The following is an 18,348-nucleotide window of genomic DNA, read 5'->3' as shown; positions in this document are numbered from 1 at the left end:
CTCAGTTGACGAACTCCACGATCGTTCGCACCAGCTGATCCAGGTACTGCGGGCTGTTCCGGAAGGCGGGCGTCGGCGGTTCGGGACACCCGGCCAGCTCACGACTCCCCCGGATCGACTGCAACAGCGCGTCGACCGTCTTCCGCTGATGCGACGGATTCTCCGGCACCGACGGAAGGACCGCCACCCGAATACGTGCCAGCGCCGCGAGTTCCTGGTCCGTCACACCACGCAGAATGCGGCCGGTCAGCAGGCGTTCGGCTGCGTCGGGCGGGCACCCGCGGTTCACCAAACCGGCTCGGGCGCGTTCGTTCGCGGCGGCGTCGTCGCCGGTCGCGGGCCAGGCCAGCAGCAGGCGATCGACCACCGCAGGAAACTTCAGCGCCAGCAGCACGGCGACGGTACACCCATTGGAGGCGCCAACGATCCTTACCGGACCGGCACGTTTCGCCAGCTGTTCACCGAGAGCCTCGACCTCGACGTCCCACCCACTGGCACACTGCGGCCGGTCAGGCGCGAGCACCTCGACGCCGTACGACGTGAGTCCCGCCTGGATCCCCGTCGTACCCCAGAACGCCGCTGCGTCCATGGCTTCCCAGAGGCCGCCGTGGATCAGGAGCACGGTCATCCGTGGTGCGGGGGGACCTCGTTCAGGATGCGATCGTCGTCGTCGCTGCCGAAGTCGTTGTCACCCCAGGTCCGCGGGTCGTCGTCGCGGGTCTGTTCCGGCAGCAGCGGCTCGTCGTCTTCGTACGGGCTCGTCATGTCTCCAGATTACCGAGTCGCCGGGGCGCTGCGGGAATGAGTTCTCCCGAGAGTGAGCCATCCCGAGAGTGAGCCGTCCCCGGACTGAGCTGTCCCCGGGGGTGATACGTGCGACCAGCGCGTGGACGTTACAGGTCTGCCTCGGTTGCCGAACGATCCGGCGGCGTGACCGGAACGATGCGCCGCCGTGATGTTCTGGCACGCACGACGTGACGCCCTTCGAGCATGATGGGTGACCTTGCCAACCCGGAAGGACCGAGTCGTGAGTGCATTACGGACACGGGGCCTGATCGGTGCGACGCTCGTCGTGGCTGTTCTTGGTGTCACCGCCGCCTGCGGTAACGAGAACGCCACCTCTCCGCCCGCCGCCCAGCCCACAGACACGCCGACCACCCCCGGCACCCCCACGCCGTCACCCACCCCCAGCGGCACACCCAGCACCGACTGCCCGGACACCATCGCGGCCGTCCGCACTGCCACCGACAAGGTGGTCTGGGGCCAGGGTGCCGTCACCTCCACGTTCAACCCGGTCAGCGTGACGATCTGCCAGTACGACGCCGCGGCATCCGGGCAGGACTACGCGACCGTGACGACGAAGCGCACCGGCAAGCAGGCGACCGACCTGTTCGCCCTGGTGAACGCGGCGAAACCCGTCGCCAAGAAGCCGGCGATCTGCACCAAGGAACTCGGCCCGACCTACGTCATGCGGTTCACCGACAACGACCGCGGCGTGCTGTCGATCACGGCCGAAGCCTTCGGCTGCCGCCGCCTGGTGCCGACCTCCCTGGAGGGTCAGGGCAAGCCGGGCACCCTGCCGGCGCCGCGCCAGGTGACCGCCGAGCTGGTCAAGTCGCTCGGCCTCCGCTGACCCCCCGCGCCGGACGCGCACCCCGAAGCCGTCCGAAGCGGGGTTACCCGCGCCTGCCTTGCGGGTCCCTCCAGAGGTCGACCCGCGAGGCAGGTTGCGGCGGTCGGCGCGTTGCCGCACGCTGATGCATGCGAACGATCCGGCTGCTGTGCGCGCTGGTCCTCGCCTGCAGTGCCTGCTCGGCTCCAGCGGACGACAAGCCCTGTACCGCAGGCTTTACGTGTACGACGCTGCACGTCCCGCTCGACCGTCAACAACCACACGGCCAGTCGCTTGATCTCGCGGTCATCGCGGCCGACAACGTTGACGCACCACGCGGCGTTCTGCTCCTCCTCACCGGCGGCCCCGGCCAGCCCGGCGTACCGCTCCTGCCCAGCCTCAAGCGCAACGTGCATCCCGACGTACTGCGCGAGTACCGCCTCGTCATGCTCGACCAACGTGGCACAGGTCCGAACGGCATCAATTGCCCTGCACTACAAGAGACTGTGGGCGGCTCGGACTTCCTGACAGCGCCTCCGACCGCCGTCGACGAATGCGCGCAGCGGATCGGCACAGGTCTCGGGTACTACGGCACGCCCGACACCGTCGACGACATCGAGCAGCTGCGCCAATCCCTCAAGGTAGACAGGCTGACGCTCGACGGTACGTCGTACGGGAGCTTCACCGCGGCGCAGTACGGCTTGAAGTACCCGGACCATGTGCAGTCGCTCGTGCTGGACTCCGTCGTACCGCACAAGGGTTTCGACCCGATGGGCGTCGATCTGATGGCTGCGACCGGACCAGTGCTCAAGGCCGCGTGCCGTCAAGATCCAAGATGTACGACGGACCCGGTGGCAGACCTGGCCTGGCTGGTGCAGCACGGTGTCAGCGGGACCGACCTGATGGAGTCGTTGTCGGTCGCCAGTCTCAACTCGGTAAATCCAACGCTCAAAGGGATCCCGGCCACCCTGCACGCCGCACGCAATGGCGACGACACCGGTCTGAAGGAGCTCTTCCAACAAACCACGAGCAAAGGTCTCGCGTACGGCACCCTCTCCGCCGGCCTGCACATGGCCACCCTGTGCTCGGACCTCCGTTTTCCATGGTCGGGCAACCCAAGCGCGAGACAGCTCTCCACGACGCCGTACGACGGTTGGACCCGAAGCGGCTGTACCCGTACGACGTAGCGACCGCGCGCAACCAGCTCATGATCCAGGGCTGCCTGCGCTGGCCGGCCGGCCGCGTGTCGACGTACCCGGCCGCACAGGAACTGTTGCCACGCACGCTGATCCTGCACGGCAGCAACGACCTGTTCTGCCCACTGGACTGGTCCAGATGGGAGCAGGCGCACGCACGCGACGCGGAGCTGGTCGTCATTCCCGGCAGCGGCCACAGCGTGCAGCGCGATCCTCGCGGCCAGGAAGCGGTCCGGGGATTCCTGCTCGACTAGCGAGATCGAACTGTGCGGGAACGGTTGCAGCACGTGGGCGGCTCGATGCGTCTAATAGGTGTGAGGAGTTGTACGCCCAGCCAGGGAGTGGCGAGTGGAGTTCGAGGAGTACGTATCCGCCCGTGGACAAGAACTGGTGCGGCTCGGGTTCACCGTCTCCGGCGACTACCAGCGGGCGGAGGACCTTGCGCAGATCGCGCTGATGCAGGCGTTCCGCTCGTGGCGGAAGGTGCGCAACGCGGACGATCCACACCACTACGTCCGGCGCATCCTGGTGAACGAGTTCCTGTCGATGACCCGGCGGCGCTCGTACAGCGAGGCGCCGACGGCCGAGATCGACCCGCAGGGCGCAGTGCCCGATCACGCCACGGACATAGCGAACTCCGACGACCTCTGGCGAGCTCTTGCCACCTTGTCCGCCCGGGAACGGGTCGTGCTGGTCCTGCGCTACTACCAGGATCTGGACGACCAGACGATCGCCGATGTGCTCGGCATCAAACCGTCCTCCGTGCGTGCGACCGCGAGCCGAGCGCTCGCCTCGCTACGGGACGCAAAGAAGACCAACCGTGTTGATGAGAGGTTGTCGTGAGCAACACCGATCTCGAGGATGACCTGCGGGGTACCTTCGAACGCGCCGCCGCCTCGGTGCCAGAGTCCACCGACCTGACCGAGCGAGCCACCATCGGCGCGCAGCGGGCGCGACGGCGTACGTGGATCATCTCCGGCGCGGCCGCGCTCGCGGTCGCGGCGATCGCCGTCGCCGGCTTCGGACTGGCCGGCTCGAGCGACAGGCCCAGCCAGCCGCCGGTCGCGGGTGGGCAGGCGCCGGTCTCGGCGACCCCAACGCCGCAGCCGCCGACGGCTCAGACGGTGTCCGGCACCTGGCGACCGCTCCAGATGGCCGGGTTCAGGGCGCTGAAGGCCGCGCGGCCGGACGATCCGGTGCTGGTGTTCCGCGCTGACGGGACGTGGACGGGTTCGGACGGCTGCAACGGACTGCAAGGTACGTACAGCATCGGCCAGCGCGGCGCGTTCTCCGCGACGTCCGGGCCGCAGCACCTGATGGGCTGCGACAACGTGCCGCATACCGGCGTACTGAAGGCGGCGAAGCGGGTCGCCATCGACGGCGACACGCTGCAGTTCTTCGACGCCGACGGGCGTCAACTTGCGAGTTACGCTCGCGCACGGTAGTCGCAATTGCTCGCGGACGGTGATCGGCTCTTGACGGAACGGAGTCCCTGACCGGACCATCTAGTGGCCGGTCCACCGATCTTGGGAGCTTTGTGCGACTCTCTGTTACCGTCCCGCTGCTCACCCTCGGCTCAGTCTCACTCTTCGCAGTTGCCCTCACCGTGCCCTCGTCGGATGCGGTCGCGGGCGCTGCGGCGTGTTCTCACGCACAACCGAGTGCGAGCTCGACCGACGCGAAGCGGCTGGCGCAACCGACCTCCGCATCCGACGCCCGGCCGCTCGGCGAGTCGCTCGGGGACGGCATCTCCGCCGCCGTCAGTTCGCTCGAGCCGCTCGACGCAACAGGCCGTCCCACGTCCGGCCTGCCGTACGGGCTCAGCCAGGGCGTCATCGGCGTGGTCGGCTCGGCCACGACCGGCTACAAGGTCGTCGTCGACTCCGCGCGGCTGGACGCCAAGAAGTACCAGTCCGCGATGGACCGCAACCTGCCGGCCGCCGGCAAGCAGATGGTCCGGGTGGAGCGCAGTTGTCGCTCGTCCCAGTCGATCGCCGACGCCTGGAACGCCGTCGGCGCCCGCGCTTGGTCATCGGACGCGGGCAGTACGACGTTCGCCGCGGACCTCGACCCGGTGACCGAGAACGTCGTCGTCGAGTACGACCAGGCGACCACCTCCCCCGCGTCCCAGGCCGGACTCCGCAAGCTGTCCGGCGTACAGGTCGTTGCCAGCTCGCTCGCACGGACGACCCGGTTGAGCGACACCCCGAAGGGCGGCCACTGGGGCGGTGCGCGAATCACCTCCGCGTTGAAGAACTGCACCGCCGGCTTCTCCGTCGTACGGCGCTCTAATGGCCAACGTGGCACGGTCACTGCCGGCCACTGCGGTGCTGCCGGCACGGTGTGGAAGTCGGGCACCAACTACTACGGCACCACGACCCTGCGGACGAACTACCCGGACTACGACCAGTCACTGGTCACCGGCAGCGCATACGGCGCGAAGATCTGGACCGACGGCCCCGGCGACACCGTCAACACCCGCACCGTCACCGGCGGCGGCGACCCCGGCGTCGGCACAGTGGTCTGCCAGTCCGGCAGCTTCAGTACGTCGCTGTGCGGCCTCACGGTCCGATCGAATTCGGCGAAGTACTGCGACTCCGACGGCTGCACGACGTACGTCATGCGGGCCACCCGCGGCGGACTGGTCGCCATCATCGGCGGCGACTCCGGCGGCCCCGTCTACACCCGCCGCGGCACCAGCTCCGCCACCGTCCGCGGCATAGCCTTCGCCGGCGCCGGCTGCGCCGCCTCCCGCTGCACCACCCTCTACGCCGAACGCTACAAATCCATCACCGGTCACCTAGGCGTCACCGCCCTGACCGGCTGAACGCTAAGCTGTCCCCGCACGTGCGCCCCCGTAGCTCAGGGGATAGAGCGTCGGTTTCCTAAACCGTGCGTCGCAGGTTCGAATCCTGCCGGGGGCACCACACAAAATGCGCTGGTCAGACGCAAAGTGCCGAGAGTGAGGCTCCGGCGCTGACGTCCGCGTGGGGCCATTCGTGGTGCGAACTGCTGGCGACGGGAGACAGTCAAAGTGGCCTCCGACGTCACTCCTACTCCTCGGAGCAGATGTTCTGCCGACCGACACTGGACCGGGGGCTCCGCATCGCCCCGCTAGCAGATCATGGGAAGTGGGGTGCGGCACGCGTTAAGGGCAGGTCGCTTCGCGAGCGAGCACGCTCGCCCCTTGACTCGCGCTGACCCAAACCTGACGGGCCGCGGCTATCGGGGCGGTCCGGAGAGGACTGCCCGCGCCTTGCAACGTGACCGTCATTGTGGCTGAGGCTGGTCGCGCTTCGATCCGGGACTGATCACCGTGTGGCGGCTCGAATGCCTGCGACGAGCGCGGCGACCAGGAGCCCGAGCACAAGCACGAGCAGTACAACAGGACCCAGCAATAGCGTCAGTATCAAGATCAACACCACAGCCAGTTTCAGCTCGGTGCTCGCCCCCGACCAAGCACCCTTGATCGCAGCCCAGACAGGGTTGTCTCCCCGCAGCATGGCTTTCAGCCCTCCGACGACCGCCTGCGTGGTGGGCCCTCCGCTTGCCACAAAATCGTTCAGATCGTCGGCCCAGTCCTCCACCTTCCGCGACGCCTTCGCAGTGGCGTACAGCAGGGCCGCTTCTCGCAGGTCACTCAGCGCAGGTGCGAGGCTCGTCGCCACGGGAGCGGTCTGGGTCGCGCCGCTTACGGTGTTCGATGCTGTCATGTCGTGGCCTCCTGAGCGAGACTACGTCCATGGTGGCACGGCGCTAAGCCAGTCAGGACCCCACCGTGTGACCATTCCTACCCGGCGATCCGCCCACGGGCGCAGCCTCGACACGTATGTGTCAGCCAAGCATCCCTCGCAGAAACCGGCCCAGCCACCTTGACGGGAGGCAGGGGGCAATTGCGGAACGTCTCATGCGGTGAGTCCGGGCCACTGCACCGTCAGTGGTGGTCCGAGTCGGTGGTGAGGTCGGTGATGACGATGTCGATTCCGTCGGCGCCGAAGGGTGGATCGATCGGGCCGAGGAGGTCGGTGAAAACTCCGTAGGCGGTGCTTCGGACGTGGCGGGCGACCTCGTGCAGATCCTGGCCGTACGAAGTCACGAGATGGAGTACGGCGCCGGTACAGGTGTCGCCATCGCAAATCAGCTGGACCCGGTCCAGCTCGCAGCGCAGTTCGGCGATTGCCCGGCGGAGGGCGCTGATCAACACGTGGTCGGTGACGAAGAGCGTGATGCCGTCGTCAGTTGCAGCGCGGATCGGCCGCGACCGTCGGGTGATGGTTCGGAGTCGCTGCTTGATGGTGGCCGAGATGTCGACCCAGCCTGGTTCGACGTGAGTGCGGGCTGCGTGGCCGGCGCGGCTCAGGACGTCGTCGGTCATCGCCAGGCCTCCAACCGGTGCTTCAGGTTGGCCCGCGCGCGGGCGAGCTGACCGCGGACGACGGTGGGGCTGGTGTTAAGCACGATGGCGATCTCGGTGTAGCTCATCTGTTCGACTTCGCGGAGCAACCAGACGGCGCGCTGAAGCCAGGGCAGGTCGGCCAAGGCCGCTCCGAGTGCGTCGAGCAGTCCGGTCTCGACTGCCTGCCCTGCGGGGTCTGTGCCCGGCGCAGGCAGGTCGGTGAGGGCGGTCTCCTCGACCGGGACGGCGCGTTTCTTCCTGAACAGGTCGACGGCCTTGCGGCCGGTGATGGTGAACAGCCAGGTCCGCAGCGTAGCGTCGCCGCGGAAGTCCGGGAGGGCTTTCCAGGCTGCGACGAAGGCATCCTGGACCACCTCCTCAGCGTCACCCTGGTCGTTGAGCATACGGCGGGCGTAGCGGAACATCGACGGTCCGTGCCGGTCGATGATCGCGGCGAAGGCTTCGACATCGCCCAGCGCCGCAGCGCGCCGTAGTGTGGCGTCGCTCGAGGTGGCCCAGGCCTCTGCTTCGGCATCTCCAGCGCGTAGGGGAATGGGTGCAACCCCGTTCACACATCGATTCAAACCGATGAACACGGACCGAGGAAGTTTTCGTGAGTCATTGCGTGAGGTTCCGACCGGCCGCCTCGTCCAACCTGTAGAGAGGCGACATCGGAAAGACAGGAAGAAGGCCAGCTGATGACCGAGACCAGGGCCGGCACCGAGGCCGTGAAGGCGTCCGGTGGCATGGCAGTCGGTGCCAGCGGCAGCGGAGCGCTGAGCAGCGAGCAGGGCAGAACGATGATCGCGGACACCGTGGTGTCGAAGATCGCTGGGATCGCGACGCGGGAGGTGACCGGGGTACACAATCTCGGCGGCGGTACGGCGCGCGCGGTGGGGATGCTGCGGGAACGGATCCCGGGATCGCGGACCAACATGTCCCAGGGCGTCGGGGTCGAGGTCGGAGAGACCCAGGCCGCAATCGATCTCGCGATCGTGGTGGAGTACGGCGTCAGCATCGCTGACCTCGCCCAAGGCATCAGGCGTAACGTGATTGACGCGGTCGAGCGGATGACAGGGCTGGAGGTCACCGAGGTGAACGTCGCCGTCAACGACATCCACCTCGAGGAGGAGGACGACGACGACACCGGCGAGGCCGAGGTCGTAGCGGAGCGCCGGGTCCAGTGACCCCTGCCGACGCATCCGAGCTGTCCGGGCGGATCGCCACCGCGGCCCGGTCGGTGCCGGGTGTGGCAGACCTGCACGGTGGGATGTTCGGCGAGATCGGCACCTACCTCCCCGGCGGCCGGGTTACCGGTGTACGGATCGCCGACCGGCGGGTCGAGGTCCACGTCACGCTTTATTGGGACTATCCCATCCGTGCCACCGCCGATGCCGTCCGATCCGCGGTCGAACCGTTCGCCGGCCTACCGGTCTATGTGACGGTCGAAGACCTCGTGCAGCGGCATGCAGAGGATTCCCGGCCTGGCAGTGACCCGCCCGTTGCCGGGCGCCAGTGATGCGCCGGTCAGGCGCTGGGCACCTCCGGAAGGAGAATTCATGAACATCCCTGTGATTGGCCTGTTCGCCGGGCTGCTGGTCGCCGTCGCGGCCGCGGCCGGCGGGTTCATCGGTTTCCTGCTCGCACTGGTCCTGGGGGCGACCGGTTTCGCCGTCGGCCTGCTCGCCGACGGCGGTTCGAAGTCCTTCGACGACCTGATGTCGCGCCGCAGGCGTGGCTGACACATCCACTGACATGAGTACGTCGGCATCGGCGGCTCCGTCAGCAGCAACGGACGCACCACCCGGCGACCGTGTTCCGAACCGGACTGCCGACAGCGGCCTGCGGGGGCATTTGGACATCGGTTCCCGAGTAGTGGAACGTATCGCCGAGGTTGCCGCTCGGCGGGTGGACGAGGTGGAGCGGCAGCCGGCCACCTTCGGCGGCGGCCTACCGAACGCGACTGCGAAGGTGGCAGGTCAACATGTCCGGCTGGATGTGAAGGTCGCCGTGCGCTGGGGGCGCCCGCTGCCCCATACCGCCGCTGCTGTCCGCTCGCAGGTCGCCGAACAAGTCTCCGAGCTGACCGGGCTGGCCGTCGATTCGGTCGCGGTTCGCATCGTGGCCGTCGCGGCCGGCGCGCCGGCACCAGCCGCGATCGGTGCCGGGGACGAGGACGTGACATGAGCAACGAAACCGCCAAACGGCCGGCCGGCACGGCCGCCGTCGCGCCGATCGGGATCCTCGCCGCGGTTGCCACCGTCGCAGTCGGCGTCGTCGGCGTCCATGACGCTCTGCAGGCCGCGGGCGCGGTGCGCGGACCATCGTGGACCGAATGGCTGGCCGGCAGACTCGAGACGATCCAACCAGGTGACTGGACGATCCCGGCCGGCATCATCGCCGTGGTTGTAGGGCTGTTCTTCTTGGTCGCGGCACTGAAACCGCGCCGCGTCACCCACTCTGCCGTCGGGCGCGACGGCGTCTGGATCCGGCGCCGCGACATCGCCCGCCTGGCCGCCGAATCCGCGGAGTCGGTGGACTCTGTCGTCTCCGTCTCGGCCAAGTCCCGGCGGAGGACGGTGCGGCTCACCGTCCGGGCCATTGGCGACACCGACCGGGTCGCTACCGAGCTGGACACGACCGTGGGTGAACGGCTCGCGGTCTTGTCGCCACCGCCACGGATCCGCAAGCGCGTCGTCGAGGAGCACTGAGATGGGACGTGGAGTGATCGCGGTGGATCGGGTGGTCGCATTCGTACTCGGCGCCGGGCTCGTCGCGGCTGGCGCCGTCGGCCTCGGATGGCGGTTCGACCTCATCCCCGACGCACCTGAGCGCCTGCGGTTCAGCTGGCTGCCCGCCGCCACCCGGACCGCGTGGTGGCCCTGGGCAACAGGGGCTGCCGGGGTGCTACTGGTGCTGCTCGGCCTGGTCTGGCTGATCAGGCACTTCCGCAGCCGCGGTGTCCGCCGACTGCGGTTGGCGGGCAGCGGCCACACCGGACTGCTCACCGCCGACGCGAAGGCCGCCGCCACGGCGGCTGGAGAAAGACTGACTCAGACCGCCGGCGTGCGCAGCTCCAGTGGACGCATGGTCTCCGATCGGGGGCAGCTCGTCGCCGAACTGAACCTCACGATCGAACCGACCGCCGATCTCGGCACGGTCCAAGCCGCAGCCGAACAGACCAGCCACGACCTGCACCGCATGGTCGGACGCGACGACCTGCACCACCGCGTCCAGCTCCACGTCGCCCGACATGAGCAAACTCCAGCCCGCGTGCGCTAGACCGCCCGACAAAACGGAAGGTCTCAGCAGTTCAGCGTGCCGGTCCCGCCTACCAACCACTGGCGAGTTCCTGTCATTGCACGGAAGTGCCGAGCGTTGGTCGTTGCCTTAGGCACGCGCCTGCCGCATGGTTGGCGACGAACGAAGTCCCGGATGGCCTGAGGTGTTACGAGCACTTCAGTACGTCCGGGGCTTCGCTTTGGTCGCGCGGTCAGCAGACGGCGCGGTACTTGGTTCTACGTCACCTCCAGGCTTCTCGCATCAGGCGTACTGCTTCAGGCACCAGGTGACGGCTCGACCGTTGTACGGCGGCATGGACTCAGCTCTCCTGACCAGCTCGACCGCCCGCCGCCGAGCTTCGGCACCGTTGGACAGCTTGTCCTCCACCACTGGTTCCTCCGTCGAGTCGCGGAGCCAGCGAGCAGGGGTTTGCCAGCGCAGCTCTCAATGGATGCTGCTGGCAACTTTCTCGCTGTTGAGTCGCGTCGCGCGATGCAAGAGCTGCGACGCGCTCCAGATGCCAATGCCGATCAACGCGAACACGATGCCGAGGACAGCGACGCCGCTCCAGCCTGCGTGTTCGTACAGCACTCCGGACAGTGCCGATCCGATGGCGCCGCCGACGAAGACGCTGCCGATGAAGACAGTGTTGAGCCGCGAACGTGCTTCTGGCCTGAGCGCGTAGATCTCCTGCTGGCTGAGCACCAGACTGCCCTGAACCGCAAGGTCGAGCAGTACTCCCGCGAGTCCGAGAACGACCAGGTTGTGCACGCCAAGACCGGCCACGGCCATGGCGACCGCTGCCAGCACGAAGACAACTCCGGTCGCCGGCCTGCCGAGGCCACGATCTCCGATGCGTCCGGCGATCGGTGCGGCGACAGCGCCGGCAGCGCCGATGAGCGCGAAAATCGCAATCTGGGTCTGCGACAGGTGGTGTTCCCTGATCAACTCGTACGTCACCGAGGTCCAGAACGCGGAGAACGTCCCGAACATGAGCGCCTGCAGGACCGCACGGCGCCGCAGCGCCGGCTCCTCCCGGACGAGGCGCCAAATGGACACCACGAGACTGCCGTAACTGCCTGCATGGTCGGGCTTGCGCCTGGGTAGTGTCGCAGCCAGCACCAGCGCCATGATCACCATCAGCACGGCGGAGAGGACATAGACCGAGCGCCATCCCCAGAGATCGGCGAGGAAGCTCGAGACACTCCGCGCAAGCATGATGCCGAGAAGCAATCCGCTCATCACCTGCCCGACGTACCGTCCGCCCTGGCCGGCGGGGGCCAGATGGGCCGCCACCGGGATCACAATCTGCGCGACCACGGACGTGAAGCCGAGAATCGCCGAGAACACCAGGAACAGCGGCAGGTTCGTGGCAAAAGCCGCGACCGCGGATGCGATGGCAGTCACGATGAGCACCCGTGATGCGAGGATTCGGTTCTCGATCAGGTCCCCGAGCGGCATCAGCACGAGGATCCCTGCCGCGTAGCCGAGCTGAGTCACGGTCACGACGATCGAGGCAGTGCTGTCGGGCACGGCGAACGTCTGCGCGATCAGGTCGAGAAGCGGCTGCGAGTAGAAGATGTTCGCGATCGAAACGCCCGAGGCCGCGGCGAGGATGAATGTCAGCACGCGGAGCCTGCGCGTACTGAGGCCCGGAGGCACCGGAGTTGTTCGGCTCTGAGAGCTCATTGTGTTTCCTGCTCCTACCGTTCGAGGGGTCAGGCATGCCGCAGGCACGCGTCTGAGAGCGGATGCCGACTGAGAATGATCATTCTCATCGCGAGGACTACTATAGAGAAGAGTCATTCTCATCCCAAACGGAGGGCCGATGCCGACGGCGATCTTGACCGAGGAGTCCATGCGCGACCAGCTGCTCGATGCCGTGGAGCAGGTGTTCTACGCTCGCGGCATCCAGGCGGCGAATATGAGTGAGCTCAGAGACGCCGCGGGCCTGCCGCTACGACGCATCTATCAGCTCTTCCCGAGCAAGGACGAGCTGATCGTTGCCTTCTTGCGGCGACGGCACGATCGCCTGATGGCGATGCTCGAGGCTCAGGTAGCAGCTGCCGATTCTCCTGAGGACCGGGTTCTCGCGCTCTTCGCCCATCTCGACGCCTGGTTTCGTGAGCCGTCCTTCCGCGGGTGCCCGTGGACGAACGCTTACTGTGAGTTGGGTCCGACGAACCCCGCCGTCGCCGCCGAGGTCGATCACCACGAGCTCGAACACCGGGCTCTGGTCACTCGAGTCGTACTCGACGCCGGCTACAGCCCGGAAATCGCAGACGTCGTCTACTTGTTGATCGCCGGTGCGGTGACGACCGCCGGAGTCCAGCACTCGCTCGATGCGGCTGTGCAAGCGCGGCACGGCGTGCGGATACTGCTCGCAAGCAGTCAGGCCGAAGTGGCGCTGACGACGTAGGTTCCGGCGGCACTCAGCCGTCACCTCGGAGGTCGGCGCAAGTCTTTGCCGACATTCCTACGTCGGACGACGGATGCCGAGTCTCTTCGGGTCGGTCTTGCGTTCAGTTGGCCGCCCACGCGATGCTCTGGCCGACCTCGGGAGGGGTGACCACGAGGCGGCATACCTGAGGGCGCGCGAGGTTCGGCGTGGGTCACCTCAGTGGCTCTGGGTGGTGTTCGACCTCGTAGAGGCCGCCGTGCGTGCCGGACGCGATGACGAGGCGACCTCGCTTGTGGCTGAACTCGAGGCGTCGGAGGTCGCTGCACTGTCCGACCGTCTGCGCTTCGTCGCCGCCGGTGCGCGCGCCTTCGCCTCGGGCGACCAGTTCCGGGATCCGTTCGACCTGGCTCTCGAACTGCCGGACACAGATCGTTGGCCGTTCCATCGAGCGCGCCTGCAACTGGCCTACGGCGAGCGGCTCCGGCGTACCAAGGCGATCGGGGAGGCTCGGCACCAGCTTCGCTCGGCGCTCTCCGCGTTCGAGCGGCTCGGTGCACGACCTTGGGCGGAGCGGTCGACCCTCGAGCTGCGGGCGACCGGCGAGCGCGTCGCTCCGGCGGTGGCGGCGATCGACGCACTGACGCCCCAGCAACTGGAGATCGCCCAGCTGGCGGCGGAAGGGCTGACCAACAAGCAGATCGGAGAGCGGCTCTATCTGTCCCCACGCACCGTCAGCACGCACCTGTACCAGCTGTTCCCCAAAGCTCGGCATCACCTCCCGGGCCGCCCTGCGAGACGCCTTGAACGGTCCCCAGCTCGACTGACGGCGAGGTTCTTAGGAGTAGATCACGCGAACCCCGGCAGGGAGTTGAGCGCCTCCAGCGAGCAGCGCGCCGTCCAGCCAGGCCTCGATCAGGTTCGCCAACTCCTCGGGGTGACTGAAGTTCACGGCGTGCGCCGCCCGTTCTACGAGCGCGACCGCCAGATGCCCGGAAGCCAGCCGGACCACCTCACCGACACGGGACGGAGACGGCATCAGCGGGTCACGGCCGCCGAGGACGGCCAACGTCGGAACGGGGCTGTGAAGCAATCGCTCCAGGGACGGGAAGAGGGTCAGCTGGTGGAACAGGCGCAGGCCGTTGATCGGCCCGAACCTCAGGTAGTCCGGCAGCGCGACCGGGACCATCGCGAGGCGCTCTCGCATCACGTCCAGAACCAACTGACCGAGCCCGCGAGGCAGCGGCTGGTTCTGCAGGCCCCCGGCAGGAGACACCAGGACAAGGCGATCGACCCGCTCGGGTGCCTCATGCGCCACCTCAAGCCCGATCGGACAACCCATCGAGTTCCCGATCAGCACAGCCCGGTCGATGCCCAGTTCATCCAGGATCGACAGCAGGGCGCCAGCCAGAGCGCGAATGTCCAGGACATGGTCACGCCGTTCGCTGCGGCCGTAGCCCGGCAGGTCCGGGACGACGTTCAGCCATCGACCGGCCAGGACTCGTGCCGTGGGCATCAGGTAGGCACCAGAGATGCCGAAGCCATGAACATGGACCAGAGGCACACCGCTACCACCCAAGCTGCGCTTCAGGTGGACAGACTTCCCATCGACGCGCACGTACTCCGTAACCCACCCGTCGGCCCCCATGGCGGATTCTCCCACAGGCAGCCCGGATCCGTCGCTGCCCCGGCCTCACCCCCGCACTGCGACCGGACTCGCCCGCTGATCGGCAGCCGCGACCAAGCAGTGCACTGCTTACTGTCGGGCCATGGCGATTCGGAGGCGTTCTTCGGGGTCGATGTAGTGGTCGTGATTGTCGTCGCCGAGGTCGATCTGTACCCAGTTGATCTTGCCGGTGAACCGGCTGGTGACAGGGGTGTAGTCCTGTGTGACGGTGGTGCCCGATTCGTAGCCGATGTCGGTGGTCTCGTCGGCTGAGAAGATCATCGGCTGGGTTGCTTCGACCCGGCCGGTGCCGACGGCTCGGCCGTCGTAGTACAGGGTGACGTCGCCTCCCTTGGCGAGGCCGCCGCCGTCGTAGGCGAACTCCATGCGTACCTGATGGTTGCCCGCTGGGATCGGTATGTCTGCCTCGGTCGCGAACTCCTGGATGCCGAGCACGTTGTAGACGAATTTGGCCTTGCCCTGCTTGGCGTAGACGGTCCATCCTCCGAATCTGCCGCCCTGGGCGATGATCACGCCGTCGGCTCCGCTATCGGGGACGACCACGTCCGCGGTGACAGAGAACGACTTGTTCTTGATGCTGAGCACGCTGCTCTCCGAGAGCCTTCCCATTCCGGGGAAGAACTGTTGGGACTTCCCGTGGATCAACGTGGGTCGCCCTGCCATCGACGGCTCGAATCGTTCGGCACCGCGATCGTCGATGGGTAGCACGTTGTATTTCGTGGCCTCGATGAGCCAGAGCCGTTGCAGCTTGGCGAGCATCTCCGGTTTGTCTGCAGCTAGGTTGTGGGCCTGGCTGTAGTCGCTGGAACCGTCGTACAGCTCCCAGACGTCGTCGTCGAACGCCGGCAGTGCGCCTCCGGTCATGACCCACGGAGTGCGGTGCTTGGTGACGGCGCTCCAGCCCCGGTGGTAGATGCCCCGGTTGCCGAACATCTCGAAGTACTGGAGGTCGTGGGCTTCCGGCGCGTCCGAATGGTTGAAGGTGTACAGCATGCTCGTTCCCTCGATGGGGGACTGCTGGACGCCGTTGACCATCGTCGGCTCGGGCAGCCCGGCCGCCTCGAGGATCGTCGGGGCGACGTCGATCACGTGGGTGAACTGTGTCCGCAGCCCACCGCGTTCTTCGATCCCCTCCGGCCAGTGCACGATTGTGCCGTTGCGCGTGCCACCCCAGTGGGAGGCCACCTGTTTGGTCCACTGGAACGGGGCGTTCATCGCCCAGGCCCAGCCGACCGAGTAGTGGTTGTACGAGCTGGGCGAGCCCAATTCGTCCATCTTGCTGACCAGGAACTCCGGCGTCTCGAGCGCGGCCATCCCGTTGAAGTTCGCCATCTCGTTGAAGGCCCCGTTGAGCGTGCCTTCGGCCGACGCACCGTTGTCACCGATCATGTAGTAGACAATCGTGTTGCCCAGGACCCCGAGATCCTCGATGGCGTCGATGAGCCGGCCGACGTGGTGGTCGACGTGCTCGAGGAATCCGGCGTACACCTCCATCTGCCGGGCCAGCGCCGGCTTGAGCTCGTCCGGCATGTCGTCCCAGGCAGGAATCTCGGCGTGCCGCGACGTCAGGTCGGCGTCGGCCGGGATGACACCGAGCTCCTTTTGCCGGGCGAAGGTGCGCTCGCGCTGCACGTCCCAGCCGTCGTCGAACTGGCCGGCGTATCGGTCGGCCCACTCCTTCGGGACATGGTGTGGGGCGTGGGTCGCGCCGGGCGCGAAGTAGACGAAGAACGGCTTGTCCGGCATCAGCGCCTTCTGCTGCCGTACCCAGTTCACCGCCCGGTCGGCCAGATCCTCGGTGAGGTGGTAGCCCTGCTCAGGGGTCGCGGGCGGTTCGACCGGTGTGGTGCCCTCGTACAAGGCGGGATCCCACTGATTGTTCTCGCCACCGATGAAACCGTAGAACGTCTCGAAACCCCCACCAACCGACGGCCACGCGTCGAACGGGCCCATCGGGGACGCCTGCCAGACCGGGACCTCGTGACACTTGCCGAACTGGGCCGTGGAGTACCCGTTCAGCTTCAACGTCATCGCCAACGGCGCTTTGGTGTTCGGACGCATCGAACTGTTCCCGGGGGCCGAGGTCGCGGTCTCGGTGATGCTGCCCATCCCGACCGAGTGATGGTTGCGCCCGGACAGCAACGCGGCTCGGGTCGGTGCGCACAGCGCCGTGGTGTGGAACCGGTTGTAAGACAGCCCGCCCGCCGCCAATCGGTCCGCCGTCGGCGTACGACACGGTCCCCCGAACGTGCTCGACGCACCGAACCCGATGTCGTCCAGCAAGACGATCAGAACGTTCGGGGCCCCGTCGGGTGGCAGCAGCGGCTCGATCGGAGGAAAGCGCGTGTCCGGGTCCTTCGCGTCGTACGTCGTCAGACCTGGCTTCGGCCGGTCAGGGATCGGTAACATCGTGCGGGCATGCCGGTCAACAGCCATGAGGTCCTCCGAATCAGTCCCCGCCGGCTCGGCGAACCGCGAGCCCTCGCAAAGTACGGGTTCCAGCGTGCGAGAGGCATCACCCTCACCGGATGAATCGCCCCAGCCGCAGCCACCGGCCCGCAGATCAAGGTTGCCCCACGCAACGGTCGCCCCGCGGGCCCTCGGCTACGGGGTTCACGACGCCAATCGTCCCGCAGGGGTGATGCGGTGACCCGGGTTCTGCCGAATCGTCGGTGGAGTACCCGGATTGCGGGGACTCCGGCTCGTCCGACGAGCGGCGCTGCTCAGGACGGAAGGGGCCGATCGTGCGGACAGTGGTTCACCATCTGACTCTGGACGAGGGCAGACAGCACCGCTTGGAGGCTCACGCGAAAGTGTCGCCGGACAGTCACGGCGGGTGCACTCCCGCGCCGGACCGGCCGGAACCGCGTGCGCTCACCGATGAGCAGAAGCTCCGGCGTGACTTCCCGGCGCAGCACGGTCGGATGATGCTTCGCCGTTCACCGCCTACCGCGGCGTCGAGCTTCGGGTTCGCCCGAGCGAGTTCACCGAAGCCATCCGGACCTTCCGGATCGAAGCCATCCAACAACTCTGACCGCTGGAGGTAGAGCATGACAGTCAACGTCGATGAGCTGGGGCCGGTCGACTGGATCGTGGTCGAATTCCCGAGCACCAAGCTGACCGGAGAGATCGCACCGATCCTCGCCGACTACGTCGACCGGGGCCTGATCCGGATCCTCGACCTGCTGTTCCTCATGAAGGATGCCGACGGCAGCTTCGAGGCGTTCGAGTCGACCGATCTGGACGACAGCGAGATCGGGCAGCTGCGAGGGTTCGAGACCGGGATCGCGATGCTGCTCAGTGAGCAGGACGTCGAGGATCTCGCCGAGACCATCGAGCCCGGCAGCTCGGCCGCGGTACTCGTCTGGGAGAACCTGTGGGCCGCGCCGTTCGGTGCGGCGGTGCGGCACGCCGGCGGCCAGCTGGCCGCAAGCGGACGGATCCCGATCCAAGCGGTGCTCGCCGCGATCGAAGCCGACGCCGCAGAGACAGAAGAGACCGAGAAGACTGAGGAAGGTAGCTGAGATGCCACTTGCAGCCCGACGCAGGCGCAGGACCGCAGCAGCCGTGGGAGGTGCCGTGGTCGTCGCACATGGCATCAACCGCCGCCACGACCGCCGCGACGACCGGCGCGATGACCGGGGTGACGACCGGGGTGACCGTCGCGAGGACCGTCGTGAGGACCGCCGCGACTGACGCAACCATCGAAGATCTCAGCCGCGAGTCACGGACGTGGGCTCGCGGCGGTACTCGCGACGGCTCGAGACGGAAGAGTTC

At 67.3% G+C, this 18,348-nt stretch carries 23 protein-coding genes, 1 tRNA gene and 1 pseudogene; 16 read left to right on the top strand and 9 right to left on the bottom strand.

Features of this window, described 5'->3' with window-relative positions; translation table 11 throughout:
• Position 1: 1 nt before the first annotated feature.
• Together EV653_RS30580 and EV653_RS41390 are read right to left on the bottom strand one after the other, a co-directional pair.
• Entirely contained in the window at positions 2 to 628 is a 627-nt protein-coding gene (locus tag EV653_RS30580) for an alpha/beta fold hydrolase (protein ID WP_134107886.1), read from the bottom strand.
• Positions 625 to 765, bottom strand: coding sequence for a hypothetical protein (locus EV653_RS41390; RefSeq protein WP_166679625.1), 141 nt, complete (start codon positions 763 to 765; stop codon positions 625 to 627). Before EV653_RS41390 ends, EV653_RS30580 begins: the two co-directional genes overlap by 4 nt.
• A gap of 262 nt (positions 766 to 1,027) precedes the next feature.
• Here EV653_RS41390 and EV653_RS30575 point away from each other — a divergent pair, with 262 nt between their 5' ends.
• The 7 genes from EV653_RS30575 to EV653_RS30545 all read left to right on the top strand — a co-directional run bounded on the left by EV653_RS30575 (position 1,028) and on the right by EV653_RS30545 (position 5,735).
• A complete protein-coding gene (locus EV653_RS30575; RefSeq protein ID WP_238160543.1) occupies positions 1,028 to 1,633 on the top strand; it encodes a hypothetical protein in 606 nt (201 codons plus the stop codon).
• Positions 1,634 to 1,761: 128 nt separating this feature from the next.
• A complete protein-coding gene (locus EV653_RS30570; RefSeq protein WP_134107884.1) occupies positions 1,762 to 2,799 on the top strand; it encodes an alpha/beta fold hydrolase in 1,038 nt (345 codons plus the stop codon).
• Positions 2,766 to 3,062 (top strand): alpha/beta fold hydrolase, encoded by a 297-nt coding sequence (locus tag EV653_RS41385; protein WP_166679624.1) that lies wholly within the window; start codon positions 2,766 to 2,768, stop codon positions 3,060 to 3,062. The genes EV653_RS30570 and EV653_RS41385 overlap by 34 nt, the downstream gene beginning before the upstream one ends.
• Positions 3,063 to 3,156: 94 nt before the next feature.
• The gene (locus tag EV653_RS30560; protein WP_134107880.1) at positions 3,157 to 3,651 is read left to right on the top strand and encodes a SigE family RNA polymerase sigma factor; all 495 of its coding nucleotides are present in this window, start codon (positions 3,157 to 3,159) and stop codon (positions 3,649 to 3,651) included.
• The gene (locus EV653_RS30555; RefSeq protein ID WP_134107878.1) at positions 3,648 to 4,253 is read left to right on the top strand and encodes an META domain-containing protein; all 606 of its coding nucleotides are present in this window, start codon (positions 3,648 to 3,650) and stop codon (positions 4,251 to 4,253) included. Before EV653_RS30560 ends, EV653_RS30555 begins: the two co-directional genes overlap by 4 nt.
• A gap of 92 nt (positions 4,254 to 4,345) precedes the next feature.
• Positions 4,346 to 5,635 (top strand): hypothetical protein, encoded by a 1,290-nt coding sequence (locus tag EV653_RS30550; protein WP_134107876.1) that lies wholly within the window; start codon positions 4,346 to 4,348, stop codon positions 5,633 to 5,635.
• Positions 5,636 to 5,659: 24 nt separating this feature from the next.
• Positions 5,660 to 5,735 (top strand) — tRNA-Arg (locus tag EV653_RS30545).
• 384 nt (positions 5,736 to 6,119) lie between these two features.
• Here EV653_RS30545 and EV653_RS30540 read toward each other — a convergent pair.
• The 3 genes from EV653_RS30540 to EV653_RS30530 all read right to left on the bottom strand — a co-directional run bounded on the left by EV653_RS30540 (position 6,120) and on the right by EV653_RS30530 (position 7,776).
• Entirely contained in the window at positions 6,120 to 6,521 is a 402-nt protein-coding gene (locus tag EV653_RS30540) for a hypothetical protein (protein ID WP_202871905.1), read from the bottom strand.
• Positions 6,522 to 6,742: 221 nt separating this feature from the next.
• Positions 6,743 to 7,183, bottom strand: a complete 441-nt coding sequence (locus EV653_RS30535) for a hypothetical protein (protein WP_134107874.1) — start codon at positions 7,181 to 7,183, stop codon at positions 6,743 to 6,745.
• Entirely contained in the window at positions 7,180 to 7,776 is a 597-nt protein-coding gene (locus tag EV653_RS30530; protein WP_202871904.1) for an RNA polymerase sigma factor, read from the bottom strand. Before EV653_RS30530 ends, EV653_RS30535 begins: the two co-directional genes overlap by 4 nt.
• A gap of 126 nt (positions 7,777 to 7,902) precedes the next feature.
• Between EV653_RS30530 and EV653_RS30525 the strand changes: the two genes are divergently transcribed.
• The 6 genes from EV653_RS30525 to EV653_RS30500 are packed head-to-tail and all read left to right on the top strand — an operon-like array spanning position 7,903 to position 10,486.
• Positions 7,903 to 8,391, top strand: a complete 489-nt coding sequence (locus tag EV653_RS30525; protein WP_134107872.1) for an Asp23/Gls24 family envelope stress response protein — start codon at positions 7,903 to 7,905, stop codon at positions 8,389 to 8,391.
• Positions 8,388 to 8,723: an Asp23/Gls24 family envelope stress response protein gene (locus EV653_RS30520; protein ID WP_202871903.1), complete on the top strand. Its 336-nt coding sequence runs from the start codon at positions 8,388 to 8,390 to the stop codon at positions 8,721 to 8,723. Before EV653_RS30525 ends, EV653_RS30520 begins: the two co-directional genes overlap by 4 nt.
• A 40-nt stretch (positions 8,724 to 8,763) precedes the next feature.
• On the top strand, positions 8,764 to 8,946 hold the full coding sequence (locus EV653_RS30515) for a hypothetical protein (RefSeq protein ID WP_134107870.1): 183 nt from the start codon (positions 8,764 to 8,766) through the stop codon (positions 8,944 to 8,946).
• A gap of 13 nt (positions 8,947 to 8,959) precedes the next feature.
• Positions 8,960 to 9,391 (top strand): Asp23/Gls24 family envelope stress response protein, encoded by a 432-nt coding sequence (locus EV653_RS30510; RefSeq protein ID WP_134107868.1) that lies wholly within the window; start codon positions 8,960 to 8,962, stop codon positions 9,389 to 9,391.
• Positions 9,388 to 9,915, top strand: a complete 528-nt coding sequence (locus EV653_RS30505) for a DUF6286 domain-containing protein (RefSeq protein WP_134107866.1) — start codon at positions 9,388 to 9,390, stop codon at positions 9,913 to 9,915. Before EV653_RS30510 ends, EV653_RS30505 begins: the two co-directional genes overlap by 4 nt.
• 1 nt (position 9,916) lies before the next feature.
• Complete coding sequence (locus EV653_RS30500) at positions 9,917 to 10,486, top strand: hypothetical protein (protein WP_134107864.1); 570 nt, start codon at positions 9,917 to 9,919, stop codon at positions 10,484 to 10,486.
• Positions 10,487 to 10,747: 261 nt separating this feature from the next.
• Here the strand turns inward: EV653_RS30500 and EV653_RS42525 are convergent, their stop codons facing one another.
• Both EV653_RS42525 and EV653_RS30495 read right to left on the bottom strand, forming a co-directional pair.
• Positions 10,748 to 10,873 carry a hypothetical protein gene (locus EV653_RS42525; RefSeq protein ID WP_255511129.1) on the bottom strand — a complete coding sequence of 42 codons (126 nt, stop codon included), beginning with the start codon at positions 10,871 to 10,873 and terminating at the stop codon, positions 10,748 to 10,750.
• A 57-nt stretch (positions 10,874 to 10,930) separates the two neighbouring features.
• Positions 10,931 to 12,346 (bottom strand): MFS transporter, encoded by a 1,416-nt coding sequence (locus EV653_RS30495; protein ID WP_238160542.1) that lies wholly within the window; start codon positions 12,344 to 12,346, stop codon positions 10,931 to 10,933.
• Between EV653_RS30495 and EV653_RS30490 the strand changes: the two genes are divergently transcribed.
• Both EV653_RS30490 and EV653_RS30485 read left to right on the top strand, forming a co-directional pair.
• Positions 12,315 to 12,905 (top strand): TetR/AcrR family transcriptional regulator, encoded by a 591-nt coding sequence (locus EV653_RS30490; RefSeq protein ID WP_134107862.1) that lies wholly within the window; start codon positions 12,315 to 12,317, stop codon positions 12,903 to 12,905. The two genes, EV653_RS30495 and EV653_RS30490, sit on opposite strands and share 32 nt — an antisense overlap.
• Positions 12,906 to 12,978: 73 nt before the next feature.
• A pseudogene (locus tag EV653_RS30485) lies at positions 12,979 to 13,590 on the top strand (helix-turn-helix transcriptional regulator); the annotation flags it as partial.
• A 132-nt stretch (positions 13,591 to 13,722) separates the two neighbouring features.
• Here the strand turns inward: EV653_RS30485 and EV653_RS30480 are convergent.
• Both EV653_RS30480 and EV653_RS30475 read right to left on the bottom strand, forming a co-directional pair.
• Positions 13,723 to 14,532: an alpha/beta fold hydrolase gene (locus EV653_RS30480; protein WP_134107860.1), complete on the bottom strand. Its 810-nt coding sequence runs from the start codon at positions 14,530 to 14,532 to the stop codon at positions 13,723 to 13,725.
• Between the two features lie 108 nt (positions 14,533 to 14,640).
• Positions 14,641 to 16,980, bottom strand: a complete 2,340-nt coding sequence (locus tag EV653_RS30475; protein ID WP_305000377.1) for an arylsulfatase — start codon at positions 16,978 to 16,980, stop codon at positions 14,641 to 14,643.
• Positions 16,981 to 17,621: 641 nt separating this feature from the next.
• Here EV653_RS30475 and EV653_RS30470 point away from each other — a divergent pair.
• Positions 17,622 to 18,095, top strand: coding sequence for a DUF6325 family protein (locus tag EV653_RS30470; protein WP_134107856.1), 474 nt, complete (start codon positions 17,622 to 17,624; stop codon positions 18,093 to 18,095).
• The last annotated feature ends 253 nt before the right edge of the window (positions 18,096 to 18,348 follow it).

It is taken from the genome of Kribbella pratensis, assembly GCF_004365355.1.
GTDB lineage: Bacteria > Actinomycetota > Actinomycetes > Propionibacteriales > Kribbellaceae > Kribbella.
Note: the sequence above shows the minus strand (reverse complement) of the source record. Positions and strands in the feature narration are given on the sequence as shown.